Annotated in this window: 11 protein-coding genes; 8 read left to right on the forward strand and 3 right to left on the reverse strand. The window is 49.4% G+C overall.

Annotation, left to right across the window (positions count from 1 at the left end; translation table 11 throughout):
• Positions 1-83: 83 nt before the first annotated feature.
• The gene (gene glnA, locus K0778_RS08255) at positions 84-1,493 is read right to left on the reverse strand and encodes a glutamate--ammonia ligase (RefSeq protein WP_001271717.1); all 1,410 of its coding nucleotides are present in this window, start codon (positions 1,491-1,493) and stop codon (positions 84-86) included.
• 372 nt (positions 1,494-1,865) lie between these two features.
• Here glnA and typA point away from each other — a divergent pair, with 372 nt between their 5' ends.
• From typA to K0778_RS08275, 4 genes are all read left to right on the forward strand, one after another.
• Positions 1,866-3,689, forward strand: a complete 1,824-nt coding sequence (typA, locus tag K0778_RS08260) for a ribosome-dependent GTPase TypA (RefSeq protein ID WP_000570668.1) — start codon at positions 1,866-1,868, stop codon at positions 3,687-3,689.
• A 216-nt stretch (positions 3,690-3,905) separates the two neighbouring features.
• Positions 3,906-4,616 (forward strand): GntR family transcriptional regulator, encoded by a 711-nt coding sequence (locus tag K0778_RS08265; protein ID WP_000147429.1) that lies wholly within the window; start codon positions 3,906-3,908, stop codon positions 4,614-4,616.
• A gap of 7 nt (positions 4,617-4,623) precedes the next feature.
• Positions 4,624-5,604 (forward strand): sugar phosphate isomerase/epimerase, encoded by a 981-nt coding sequence (locus K0778_RS08270; RefSeq protein ID WP_000256400.1) that lies wholly within the window; start codon positions 4,624-4,626, stop codon positions 5,602-5,604.
• 101 nt (positions 5,605-5,705) lie between these two features.
• On the forward strand, positions 5,706-6,971 hold the full coding sequence (locus tag K0778_RS08275; protein ID WP_000956312.1) for an MFS transporter: 1,266 nt from the start codon (positions 5,706-5,708) through the stop codon (positions 6,969-6,971).
• A gap of 110 nt (positions 6,972-7,081) precedes the next feature.
• Here K0778_RS08275 and K0778_RS08280 read toward each other — a convergent pair whose 3' ends face one another.
• Positions 7,082-7,870: a DeoR/GlpR family DNA-binding transcription regulator gene (locus K0778_RS08280; RefSeq protein WP_001618987.1), complete on the reverse strand. Its 789-nt coding sequence runs from the start codon at positions 7,868-7,870 to the stop codon at positions 7,082-7,084.
• 39 nt (positions 7,871-7,909) lie between these two features.
• The gene (locus tag K0778_RS08285) at positions 7,910-8,806 is read right to left on the reverse strand and encodes a sugar kinase (protein ID WP_072651196.1); all 897 of its coding nucleotides are present in this window, start codon (positions 8,804-8,806) and stop codon (positions 7,910-7,912) included.
• Between the two features lie 172 nt (positions 8,807-8,978).
• On the opposite strand from K0778_RS08285, the gene yihU reads away from it, so the two are divergent.
• From yihU to K0778_RS08305, 4 genes are all read left to right on the forward strand, one after another.
• Complete coding sequence (gene yihU, locus K0778_RS08290; RefSeq protein WP_001299483.1) at positions 8,979-9,857, forward strand: sulfolactaldehyde 3-reductase; 879 nt, start codon at positions 8,979-8,981, stop codon at positions 9,855-9,857.
• A gap of 24 nt (positions 9,858-9,881) precedes the next feature.
• Positions 9,882-10,769, forward strand: a complete 888-nt coding sequence (locus tag K0778_RS08295; RefSeq protein WP_000094544.1) for an aldolase — start codon at positions 9,882-9,884, stop codon at positions 10,767-10,769.
• 32 nt (positions 10,770-10,801) lie between these two features.
• Positions 10,802-11,812, forward strand: a complete 1,011-nt coding sequence (locus K0778_RS08300) for a zinc-binding dehydrogenase (RefSeq protein ID WP_000357967.1) — start codon at positions 10,802-10,804, stop codon at positions 11,810-11,812.
• A gap of 69 nt (positions 11,813-11,881) precedes the next feature.
• Complete coding sequence (locus tag K0778_RS08305) at positions 11,882-13,315, forward strand: MFS transporter (RefSeq protein WP_000078438.1); 1,434 nt, start codon at positions 11,882-11,884, stop codon at positions 13,313-13,315.
• Positions 13,316-13,400 lie beyond the last annotated feature (85 nt).

Raw genomic sequence — 13,400 nt, forward strand, 5'->3', positions numbered from 1 at the left:
GCGTCGCATCCGGCGTGATGTGCTTGCCACCGATCCCAGGCCTGCCAGAGACAGGCGAAAAGTTTCCACGGCAACTAAAACACTTAGACGCTGTAGTACAGCTCAAACTCTACCGGATGCGGAGTCATACGCACGCGGTCATCTTCTTCGCGACGCAGTGCGATGTACGCATCAATTGCTTCGTCAGTGAACACGCCACCGGCTTTCAGGAACTCGCGGTCCAGATCCAGTTCGTTCAGTGCTTCTTCCAGAGAGCCTGCAACCTGTGGGATCTCTTTCGCTTCTTCTGGCGGCAGGTCATACAGGTTTTTGTCCATGGCTTCGCCCGGATGGATCTTGTTCTTGATACCATCAAGACCGGCCATCAGCAGGGCAGCAAAGCACAGGTACGGGTTAGCTGCCGGATCCGGGAAACGTACTTCGATACGACGTGCTTTCGGAGAAGAAACCACCGGAATACGGATAGACGCAGAACGGTTACGCGCAGAGTAAGCCAGCATTACCGGTGCTTCATAGCCCGGGACCAGACGCTTATAAGAGTTGGTGGTCGGGTTTGCCAGGGCGTTAATCGCTTTAGCGTGTTTGATTACGCCGCCAATGTAGTACAGCGCCTGCTCAGACAGACCTGCGTATTTGTCGCCTGCGAACAGGTTAACGCCGTTTTTAGACAGAGACATGTGGCAGTGCATACCGGAGCCGTTATCACCGAACATCGGTTTTGGCATAAAGGTCGCGGTTTTACCGAAGCGGTGCGCTACGTTGTGCACAACATATTTGTAGATCTGAATTTCGTCAGCTTTTTTGGTCATGGTATTGAAGCGGGTAGCCACTTCGTTCTGACCAGCAGTCGCTACTTCGTGGTGATGGGCTTCAACCACCAGGCCCATCTGTTCCATCACCAGACACATTTCAGAACGAATATCCTGAGCAGAGTCTACCGGCGGAACCGGGAAGTAACCGCCTTTCACTGCCGGACGGTGACCTTTGTTACCACCTTCATATTGGGTGGAGGAGTTCCATGCGCCTTCGATATCGTCGATAGCAACGTGAGAACCGGAGATAGATGATCCGAAACGGATGTCATCGAACAGGAAGAATTCAGGTTCTGGCCCGAACAGTACGGTGTCGGCAATGCCAGTGGAACGCAGGTAATCTTCGGCGCGCTTCGCAATGGAGCGCGGGTCACGGTCATAGCCTTGCAGGGTGCCAGGTTCAAGGATGTCGCAACGGATAATCAGGGTGGAGTCGGCGAAGAACGGGTCAATCACTGCGGTGGATGCGTCTGGCATCAGCACCATGTCGGACTCGTTAATGCCTTTCCAGCCGCCAATCGAGGAGCCGTCAAACATTTTGCCTTCTTCGAAGAATTCAGCATTCACCTGATGAGCAGGGATAGTGACGTGCTGTTCTTTACCTTTAGTATCGGTGAAGCGCAAATCAACAAACTTCACTTCGTGCTCGTTCAGCATCGTCAGTACGTGTTCAGCGGACATACTTTAACTCTCCTGGATTGGTCATGGTCGTCGTGGTAACGAAATCTGCAATTATTTTGGCCGTGTCGCCGTAAAAAAGATAAAGCGAAATCTGTGCCAACTTTTAAATTGCCCCTAAAAGGCGTTATCATGCGCACCATCGTGCAAAAGGGCTGCACCACGATGTGAATGTTGCACCAATATAGTGCTTCAATGGAAACATTAAGCACCATGTTGGTGCAATGACCTTTGGATAACCCTTTTTATGCTCCGTGAAAGCGATCACAAAGGGACTCTGCAATACTTGTTTGCGGAGGATGTTTGTGATCCTGTTTTGTAGTGCGATTAATCCGTGTACAATAACGCGCTATTTCTAATGCCTGAGGCAAAGTTGTGATCGAAAAATTGCGTAATATCGCCATCATCGCGCACGTAGACCATGGTAAAACCACCCTGGTAGACAAGCTGCTCCAACAATCCGGTACGTTCGACTCTCGTGCCGAAACCCAAGAGCGCGTGATGGACTCCAACGATTTGGAGAAAGAGCGTGGGATTACCATCCTCGCGAAAAACACCGCTATCAAATGGAATGATTACCGTATCAACATCGTTGATACCCCGGGGCACGCCGACTTCGGTGGTGAAGTTGAACGTGTAATGTCCATGGTAGACTCAGTGCTGCTGGTGGTTGACGCATTTGACGGCCCGATGCCGCAAACGCGCTTCGTAACCAAAAAAGCGTTTGCTTACGGCCTGAAGCCGATTGTTGTTATCAACAAAGTTGACCGCCCTGGCGCGCGTCCTGATTGGGTTGTGGATCAGGTATTCGATCTGTTCGTTAACCTCGACGCGACCGACGAGCAGCTGGACTTCCCGATCGTTTACGCTTCTGCGCTGAACGGTATCGCGGGTCTGGACCACGAAGATATGGCGGAAGACATGACCCCGCTGTATCAGGCGATTGTTGATCACGTTCCTGCGCCGGACGTTGACCTTGACGGTCCGTTCCAGATGCAGATTTCTCAGCTCGATTACAACAGCTATGTTGGCGTTATCGGCATTGGCCGCATCAAGCGCGGTAAAGTGAAGCCGAACCAGCAGGTCACTATCATCGATAGCGAAGGCAAAACCCGCAACGCGAAAGTCGGTAAAGTGCTGGGCCACCTCGGTCTGGAACGTATCGAAACCGATCTGGCGGAAGCTGGCGATATCGTTGCGATCACGGGCCTTGGCGAACTGAACATTTCTGACACCGTTTGCGACACGCAAAACGTTGAAGCGCTGCCGGCACTCTCCGTTGATGAGCCGACCGTTTCTATGTTCTTCTGCGTTAACACCTCGCCGTTCTGCGGTAAAGAAGGTAAGTTCGTAACGTCTCGTCAGATCCTGGATCGTCTGAACAAAGAACTGGTACACAACGTTGCGCTGCGCGTAGAAGAAACCGAAGACGCCGATGCGTTCCGCGTTTCTGGTCGTGGCGAACTGCACCTGTCTGTTCTGATCGAAAACATGCGTCGTGAAGGTTTCGAACTGGCGGTATCCCGTCCGAAAGTTATCTTCCGTGAAATCGACGGTCGTAAACAAGAGCCGTATGAAAACGTGACTCTGGACGTTGAAGAACAGCATCAGGGTTCTGTAATGCAGGCGCTGGGCGAACGTAAAGGCGACCTGAAAAACATGAATCCAGACGGTAAAGGCCGCGTACGTCTCGACTACGTGATCCCAAGCCGTGGTCTGATTGGCTTCCGTTCTGAGTTCATGACCATGACTTCCGGTACTGGTCTGCTGTACTCCACCTTCAGCCACTACGACGACGTACGTCCGGGTGAAGTGGGTCAGCGTCAGAACGGCGTACTGATCTCTAACGGTCAGGGTAAAGCGGTCGCGTTCGCGCTGTTCGGTCTGCAGGATCGCGGTAAGCTGTTCCTCGGTCACGGTGCAGAAGTTTACGAAGGTCAGATTATCGGTATTCATAGCCGCTCTAACGACCTGACTGTAAACTGCCTGACCGGTAAGAAACTGACCAACATGCGTGCTTCCGGTACTGACGAAGCCGTTGTTCTGGTTCCGCCTATCCGCATGACTCTGGAACAAGCTCTGGAGTTCATCGATGATGACGAACTGGTAGAAGTGACCCCGACCTCTATCCGTATTCGTAAACGTCACCTGACGGAAAACGATCGTCGTCGCGCCAACCGCGCACCGAAAGACGATTAATTTCGTTTTTTAGTCATAAAAAACCTGCCAGCGATGGCAGGTTTTTTTTTGCCTGTCGTGAGCACTCAGCAATGCGAGTATCTCCCTTATAAGTCTGTGGTTACGTCAATAGAGAGCTTTGTCACAATTATCTGCAAAGTCATACGCCGTTAATTGCTTTCTTTTTTGGCGTAAGCGTAAGATGCCTCATCTGGTTTAAACCAAAAGGATTAAACAATGACGGGAAATCAATCCACCGTAGAAAATGCAAAAGAGAAACTGGATCGGTGGTTAAAAGATGGCATCACTACGCCGGGTGGAAAACTCCCTTCAGAAAGAGAGCTGGGAGAGCTGCTGGGCATTAAACGTATGACGCTGCGCCAGGCGTTGCTGAACCTCGAGGCAGAATCCAAAATCTTCCGTAAGGATCGTAAAGGGTGGTTCGTGACTCAGCCGCGATTTAATTACAGCCCGGAGCTGTCGGCGAGCTTTCAGCGGGCCGCAATTGAGCAAGGGCGGGAACCTTCCTGGGGGTTTACCGAGAAAAGCCGTACCAGCGATATTCCCGAGACGCTCGCGCCACTGATTGCAGTGACGCCATCAACTGAACTCTATCGCATCACCGGCTGGGGGGCGTTGGAAGGACATAAAGTTTTCTATCACGAAACATATATTAATCCTGAAGTTGCTCCGGGTTTTATTGAACAACTTGAAAACCACTCATTTTCTGCAGTCTGGGAAAAGTGCTACCAAAAAGAGACGGTAGTAAAAAAATTGATTTTCAAACCCGTCAGAATGCCGGGCGATATCAGCAAGTATCTTGGCGGTTCTGCGGGTATGCCAGCGATCTTAATTGAAAAGCATCGCGCCGACCAGCAAGGCAATATTGTCCAGATAGATATTGAATATTGGCGATTTGAGGCCGTAGACCTCATCATTAATCTGTAGGTGTTTTATGGTGACAATAAATAACGCAAGAAAGATTCTACAACGTGTCGATACTCTTCCTCTTTATTTACATGCCTATGCCTTTCATTTAAATATGCGGCTGGAAAGAGTATTGCCTGCTGATTTACTTGATATCGCGAGTGAAAATAATCTGCGGGGCGTCAAAATTCATGTTCTGGATGGAGAGCGTTTTTCTCTTGGTAATATGGACGATAAAGAACTCTCTGCCTTTGGTGATAAAGCCCGCCGTCTGAACCTTGATATTCATATTGAAACCAGCGCCTCAGATAAGGCATCTATTGACGAAGCCGTCGCCATCGCGTTGAAAACTGGGGCATCGTCCGTACGTTTTTATCCACGTTATGAAGGTAATTTGCGCGACGTATTATCGATCATCGCTAACGACATTGCCTATGTACGGGAAACGTATCAGGACAGCGGCCTGACTTTTACGATCGAGCAGCATGAAGATTTAAAAAGCCATGAGCTGGTGTCGTTGGTCAAAGAAAGTGAGATGGAGTCTCTTTCCTTACTGTTTGATTTTGCGAACATGATCAATGCAAATGAGCATCCCATCGACGCTTTAAAAACGATGGCGCCGCATATTACCCAGGTGCATATCAAAGATGCATTGATTGTTAAAGAACAGGGTGGTCTGGGCCATAAAGCCTGTATTTCAGGTCAGGGAGATATGCCCTTCAAAGCGTTATTAACGCACCTTATCTGCCTGGGCGATGATGAGCCGCAGGTGACGGCATATGGCCTGGAAGAAGAGGTTGATTATTATGCTCCGGCGTTCCGCTTTGAAGACGAAGATGATAATCCGTGGATCCCTTATCGCCAGATGAGTGAAACACCACTACCAGAAAATCATTTACTGGATGCGCGGTTACGTAAAGAAAAAGAAGATGCGATTAATCAGATAAATCATGTGCGTAACGTACTACAACAAATCAAACAAGAGGCAAGCCATCTTCTGAACCACTAATAAGTTTTAACTCATACGCAGTTAATAAAACCATTCCATAAGAATGGTCGATATCTTATTGCCTTTAAAACAGTGATTTTATAAATCGCTTAGGGGATGTTATGCTCACGAAAAAGAAATGGGCCTTATTTAGTCTATTAACACTGTGTGGCGGTACAATTTATAAATTACCGTCGCTGAAAGATGCGTTTTATATCCCGATGCAGGAATATTTCCATTTGACCAATGGTCAAATTGGTAATGCTATGTCGGTAAACTCATTTGTCACGACAGTGGGTTTTTTTCTGTCTATTTATTTTGCCGATAAACTACCGCGCAGATACACCATGTCATTCTCACTCATTGCGACAGGATTACTGGGTGTTTATTTGACGACAATGCCGGGGTATTGGGGCATCCTCTTTGTCTGGGCGCTATTTGGCGTTACTTGCGACATGATGAACTGGCCGGTCTTGCTCAAGTCGGTAAGTCGATTGGGCAATAGCGAACAACAAGGTCGGTTGTTTGGCTTCTTCGAAACAGGGCGTGGCATTGTCGATACCGTGGTGGCATTTTCTGCGTTGGCAGTATTTACCTGGTTTGGCAGTGGCTTATTGGGTTTTAAAGCAGGCATCTGGTTCTATTCCCTTATTGTGATTGCCGTAGGCATTATCATTTTCTTTGTTCTGAATGACAAAGAAGAGGCACCGTCCGTCGAGGTGAAAAAAGAAGACGGAGCATCGAAAAACACCAGTATGACCTCGGTGCTGAAAGACAAAACTATCTGGCTTATCGCTTTTAACGTCTTCTTCGTTTACGCGGTTTACTGTGGCCTGACATTCTTCATTCCATTCCTGAAAAACATCTATCTATTGCCCGTTGCGCTGGTGGGGGCTTACGGCATCATTAACCAATACTGTCTGAAAATGATTGGTGGACCGATTGGTGGCATGATTTCAGATAAGATCCTGAAATCGCCGAGTAAATATCTATGCTACACCTTTATCATCAGTACCGCTGCGCTCGTACTGTTGATTATGCTGCCGCACGAAAGTATGCCGGTCTATTTAGGGATGGCATGTACGCTGGGCTTTGGCGCGATAGTCTTTACACAGCGAGCCGTATTTTTTGCACCTATCGGCGAAGCAAAAATTGCTGAAAATAAAACAGGCGCGGCGATGGCGTTGGGTAGCTTTATTGGTTACGCCCCGGCGATGTTCTGCTTCAGTCTGTATGGCTACATTCTGGATTTAAATCCGGGGATTATTGGCTACAAAATCGTGTTTGGCATTATGGCCTGCTTCGCATTCTGTGGTGCGGTGGTTTCCGTAATGCTGGTTAAGCGTATTAGCCAACGTAAGAAAGAGATGCTGGCGGCTGAAGCTTAATTAATGGCCGGATGTGCTTAATCCGGCCAACGAAAACCGTATCAACCGTAGGCCGCATCCGGCAAAATAAAATCCGCTGAATCCCCAGCGGATTTTTCGAAGTTTCAATTTCAGGAAACTTCCTGCTCGGCAACCACCAGTTCAACATTCTCTTCACTTAACAACTGGCAGAAAGAATTGGGAGGCGGGGCATCTGTAAAAAAAGCCCTGACATTCCGTGCATTGCCAATTGAAACGGCAGCAGACGCGGCAAACTTCGTATGATCGGCCACTAACAATGTATTCCGCGCATGTTTAATCATCGTTCTCGCGACTAACGCTTCATTTACATCAAATTCCAGTAGGGTGCCGTCATGTTCAATGGCACCTATACTGGTGATTAAATAATCTGCGCGGAAGCTTTCAATAAAATCCACGGCTCCTGGGCCGATAATCCCGCCGTTATGAGCGCGTAAAGTGCCTCCCGGCACCATCACTTCAATATCCTGATTCTTATAAAGAATCTGTGCCACACGTAGGCTGTTAGTGATAATGCGTAAATCACGCCGGTTGAGTAATGCCCTGGCAACGGCTTCTACGGTTGTACCGATGGTGATAAAGACGGTACAGCGTTCGGGAAGGTAATCGGCGACTGCCTCAGCGATCGCCCGTTTCTCGGCGGTGAGCGAAAGTTCCCGTTGCTCAAAAGCGGTATTCATGACGCTGGAGACGCGCCCGGCCCCTCCATGATGACGGGTGATCAAGCCCTGCTCACTGAGTTTTCGGATATCCCGGCGCACGGTTTGCGTTGAAACATCCAGCAGTTGTGCCAGTTCTTCAATATTCATATAACCGCGTTCTGCGATTAGATGAACGAGTTGGTCATGGCGTGGATTACCTGTCACTTCGATGATACTCATGAATACTCCCTTGCCCCTCCTCGGTAGATGTTTACCATTTTACGCATAAAGTGACAAAAATGATTCGGTTTGCTCACGATTAGGAATGCCGGCCCGACCGCCAGGCTGGGTACATTTCATCGCGGCAACCGCACTGGCAAAACGAATAGCCTCTTTTGTTGGCATTTTTTCTGCCAACGCTACCGCGAGTGCGCCGTGAAAAACATCGCCTGCTCCAGTGGTATCAACCACATTGACAGAAAATGCCTCCTGTTGACACAAATGACCATCTTCAATCCACAACGATCCTTCAGAACCCAGCGTAACATACACTTTACCTGCTGTTTGTGTCGTTGCCTGGAACAAACCTTCTTCAGGTGACTGCAGGCCAGTCATGCGTTTCAGCCCTGGTGTTGAGAACACGGTGTGATCGGCAAGCGCGACAAGTGGAGAAATATCCTGCGGTGTCATATCGGCGTCTAAAAGCGTTGTCACACCCGCAAGACGCGCTAGCGAGAATGCTTTTTCAGTACCGCTATGCCAGCGAACATCGGCCAGAATCAGATCATAACGAGAGAAATCGATCGCTTCTAACCATTCGGCATCAGTACCGAGATCGGGACTTGGATAATTAACGATAATCCGTTCGCCATGCTGATCAACGAGGATCGCTGATTGCGATGAACGGGCGTTAGGATATCGGCGGCAAAATGCGGTATTGACGCCCCAACCCTCAAGTTCTGCAAGTAAGGTATTTCCACAACTGTCATCGCCGACGCGACCGATGAAATCAACCTCCACGCCAAGCTTTGCGATTGCAACAGCGGCTGTTGCTGCCGGGCCGCCACCAATCTCAAGATAATGATTTGCCTGATATTTTCCGCCGCCATCCGGCAGAGTGAGCAAAGAATAAATCCTGTCCTGAACTGTGATACCCACGCATGCAATTTTGGTCATATTTGTCTTGTCCTGTTTAATTTTGTCGTCTTCGGTCAATTTAAATGACACAAATGATCAAATTAGTGATGCGTGTCGTGTTTTTGAACATAAATTACAAATATGCTCAAAAACAGACGAAAACGAATTTTCAATTGTCATTATTTTGTCAATGTCAGACAGGAGAGTATTCATGGCAACCATTGCATTTCTCGGGCTGGGGCAGATGGGTAGCCCAATGGCTAACAATCTATTGCAAAAAGGGCATTCATTGCAGGTATTTGATGTCAATGCACAGGCCGTCGATGCGCTAGTTACGCAGGGGGCCACTGCGGCACAAACCCCAGCGGAAGCGGCAGCAGGCGCTGAATTTATCATCACTATGCTTCCCAATGGTGACATTGTTCGACAGGTTCTGTTGGGGGAAAAAGGCGTCTGTGAGGCTGTTTCATCTGACGCGTTATTGATTGATATGTCGACTATTCATCCCTTACAGACCGATGCATTAATACGGGAGTTACAAGAAAAAGGCATCAGTATGATGGACGCCCCCGTGGGCAGAACGTCCGTGAATGCGATTGATGGCACATTGCTGATTTTAGCGGGTGGCACTGATGAGCAGATTGCACGTGCACGCCCGATTCTCATGTGCATGGGTAATGAGCTGGTCGAGGCTGGCGGCCCAGGAATGGGGATCCGCGTGAAGCTAATTAACAACTATATGAGCATTGCGCTTAATGCGCTGTCCTCCGAGGCCGCTGTGTTATGTGAGTCACTGGGATTAAATCTTGATGTCGCAATTAAGGTGATGAGTGGTACGGCAGCAGGGAAAGGACATTTTACGACCACCTGGCCTTGCAAAGTGCTGAAAGGCGATCTTTCACCCGCCTTCATGGTGGATCTGGCGTTGAAAGATCTGCGTATTGCAGTTGACGTCGCTCGGGAGACGGGGGCACCGCTCAATATGGGGATTGCAGCAGAAAGTTATTACGCTGCAGCAAGTCAAGACGGCAAAGGGCGGCAGGACTGGAGTGCCCTGCTAAATCAGGTTCGCCAGCAGGCTGGTCTTTAATTTTATCTATTAACAGGAGTTTCTATGTCATCCCACTTCACCCCATTTACGCTGAAAGATATCTCCCGCCCAGGTGGTGGATTTGCCATGTTAGCTGTCGATCAGCGTGAGGCCATGCGCTTGATGTTTGCGGCAGCAGGGCAGCCAAAACCCATCGCCGACAGTGTACTCACCGATTTTAAAGTTGCCGCGACCCGAATCCTTTCTCCTTATGCTTCTGCCGTTCTGGCGGATAAACAATTTTGTCTTGAGCAAATAGTCGAGCAGGGCGCTGTTGCTAATTCTTGCGGCCTGATTGTCGCTGCCGATCTTTTTATCCCAGGTAATGGCATCCCGGTTGATAGCGTTGAAATAGATATGTCCGTCGACCCGCATAAAGCCCGTGAAATGGGGGCTAAGGCAATGAAATTACTTGTACTCTGGCGTGAAGATGAACCCGCAGAGGAACGTCTGGCAATGGTTGATAAATTTGTTCGTCGCTGCCGTAGTGCCGGGCTGGTTAGCATTATTGAACCTGTGGTGCGTCCACCTCGTCGCGGTTGGGACTTTGATCGTGAAAGCGCCATTGTTGCCGCCGCCGCAGAGCTTGGTGGAACAGAGGCTGATCTTTACAAAGCCGAGATGCCATTAGGGGGCAAAGGCGATGAAAAAACCTTACTTGCCGCCTGTCAGCAACTTAACGATCAGATGAAGATGCCGTGGGTAATTCTTTCTTCTGGCGTTGATGCCGATATTTTTGGCCGTGCAGTAAGTATTGCCATGAAAGGTGGTGCGTCAGGCTTCCTGGCTGGACGAGCGGTTTGGGCGTCGGTTGTTGGTGCACAAGATCCACAAACTATGCTGCGAGATGTCTCTGTTCCTCGTTTACAACGGTTGGCAGAAATTGTCGATGAAGGTATCGCGCAACGCTAATCCCCTATGGATATCGATTCTGGAGAATAACAATGGATAAAATTACCCAGGTTTTATTTTCAGATATTGGGAAAGTCACCACTCAATATGTTGAAGTACCACACCAGGAACTTAAACCGCACGAAGTGCGGATTGCGCCTGTGTTCTATGGGATATGCGGTTCGGATCTGCATGTTCTGAAAGGCGGTCATCCGTTTGCTAAACCACCTGTCGTCCCCGGTCATGAAATTGCAGCGCGCGTTACGGAAGTTGGCAGCGACGTTAAAAATGTACAGCCGGGCGATCATGTTGTGGTCGATCCCATCATGGCTTGCATGGAATGCCGAGCCTGCAAAGCAGGACGTTTTAATCTTTGTGAACCACCGCAGGTTGCTGGTTTTCGCGCACCGGGCTTTGCTCGCTCACAACACATTGTTCCTGCGCGTAATTGCCATGTCGCACCAGCCTCTTTACCGCTAAAAGTGTTGGCCTTTGCCGAACCGGCGGCTTGTGCCCGTCACTGCGTTAACCGAATGCCGAAAGCTTCTCTGGAAAGCGTACTGGTGATTGGTGCCGGAACGATAGGCTTATCCATCGTGCAGGCACTGCGCATTATGGGGGCAGGTAAGATTACCGTGATTGAACCTGACGCTGCCAAACGCGCGCTGGCGTTAAAGCTGGGCGCAGCAGAAGTTTGGGCACCAGGTGAGCTGGCCGCAGATGTGCGATTTACGGGGGCGATTGATGTCGTTGCAGCGCAGGCCACGCTTAACGATGCATGTACCCGTGTATATGCCGGAGGCACCGTCGTGTGCATGGGCGTACCAAGTGGGCCGCGTGAAATACCATTACCGATGATGCAACGTTTCGAGCGTGACTTGCTCAACTCTGGCATGTACATCCCTGAAGATTTCGATGCTGTTATCGAATGGCTGGCGGATGGGCGGTTTGATACCAGTGAACTGGTTACCGATTTATTTGCCATTGAGGATGCAGCGGCGGCATTCGAACGCGCGCAGCAAAATGACTCCATAAAGGTCATGCTGCAATTTGCGCCGGAATGATTTTCTAAATCTCTGTCTGGCGCTGCGTCACGTCAGCGCCACCCTACAACAATTAAAAAGGACACTGCGATGAGTCAAATCACCAGTCCTGCAACTTATTCAATTAGTCGGCCACAGGACGTAATTGATATTGTTAATAAGAACTCTGCAATCAACACCAGTATCGGCGTTATTTTTATTGCTTTGGGCGGCATATTGATTGATGCCTACCAGGCGGCGATGGTGGGGTTTGGTAATAAATACATTGCCGCTCAATTTGGCATTTCTCCAGGCCTTGCCGCAACCGTTAATGCGTCAGTATTAATCGCCGCGTTAATTGGCGGTTTATTAGCGAACCGAGTAATAAACCGCTTTGGGCAAAAGCGAGCATTTATTATTGGCATGGGGCTGTGCACCATCGGGGCTGCTGCGGTAGCTATTGCGCCCAGTATCTGGTGGGTGCTGGTGTGCCGCGTCATCATGGGCTTTGGTTTAGGCATCGACTTCCCTTTGGCAACCAATGCCGTGGCAGAGCTTCGTGGTTCAACGTCGAAGAAAACCGGAACGTCGGTCAACCTCTGGCAAATGGCCTGGTATGTTTCGACAACTGTTGTTTATTTGGTGCTCTTGCCGCTGCTTCTGTCGGGTATCGCTGAAGAACAATTGTGGCGTTACGGAATATTCATCGGAGCTATTTTTGCAGTCATCTTCATGATTTTGCGTTACTTCTTTATTGGTGAATCCGCAATGTGGGCCGCACGCGTCGGGCGTTACCAGGAAGCGTGCGACATTCTGGGAAAACGTTATGGTGTTCAGGCTCGCGTTGCGGCATCGAGTACAACAGAAGCGAAATTCTCGGAAAAAGCAGAGAATAAATACAGTGGTGGATATGGCATCTTATTTAATGATCGTTACCGCAAACGCACCATTCTTGGCTGTGTCGTGGCAACCATGCAGGCGTGGCAATATAACGCCGTAGGTGTTTATCTTCCTCTTACGTTGGCGGGAATAATAAGTGGCGGGCTTACTGGTGCGTTGACGGGTTCTGCCGTCGTGAATGCCCTTTGTGGGGTGACAGGCGGGATGATCGGCTCGTTTATTCTCCAACGACTGGGTACTCGCCGACAGTCGATGTATGGATTTGCTGTTGTGACCTTAGCATTGCTGTCGTTAGGCGCACTGGCAACGACTAATCCATGGCTGTCTTTAGGGTTATTGGGATCAATTATTTTCTTCCATTCAGCGGGTCCTGGTGGGCTGGGCATGACCATTGCCACACTCTCTTATCCTCCCGCTATTCGCCCTACTGGGGTCGGATTTGCCCGCGCTATTATGCGCACAGGGGCAATTGCAGGACTCATTTTCTGGCCGATGCTGTGGGGGGCGTTGAAAACTGAAGCGTTTTACTGGTTGGCAATCGTGCCATTCTTGGGGTTCCTGACCTGCGTATTGATTAATTGGGAACCACTGGGTGCAAATGTTGATGCTGAGGATGCAGAGGTTCTGGCTGAATTGAAGAAATAAATTAATGCGCATCGGCTTAAACCGATGCGCATTAATTCAAACTGCCCACGTTTAGTGGTTCGTATCCCAGATTTCTCGCCTACCA

The sequence above is a fragment of the Escherichia sp. XD33 genome, from assembly GCF_019375075.1.
Taxonomy (GTDB): Bacteria; Pseudomonadota; Gammaproteobacteria; order Enterobacterales; family Enterobacteriaceae; genus Enterobacter; species Enterobacter flexneri_A.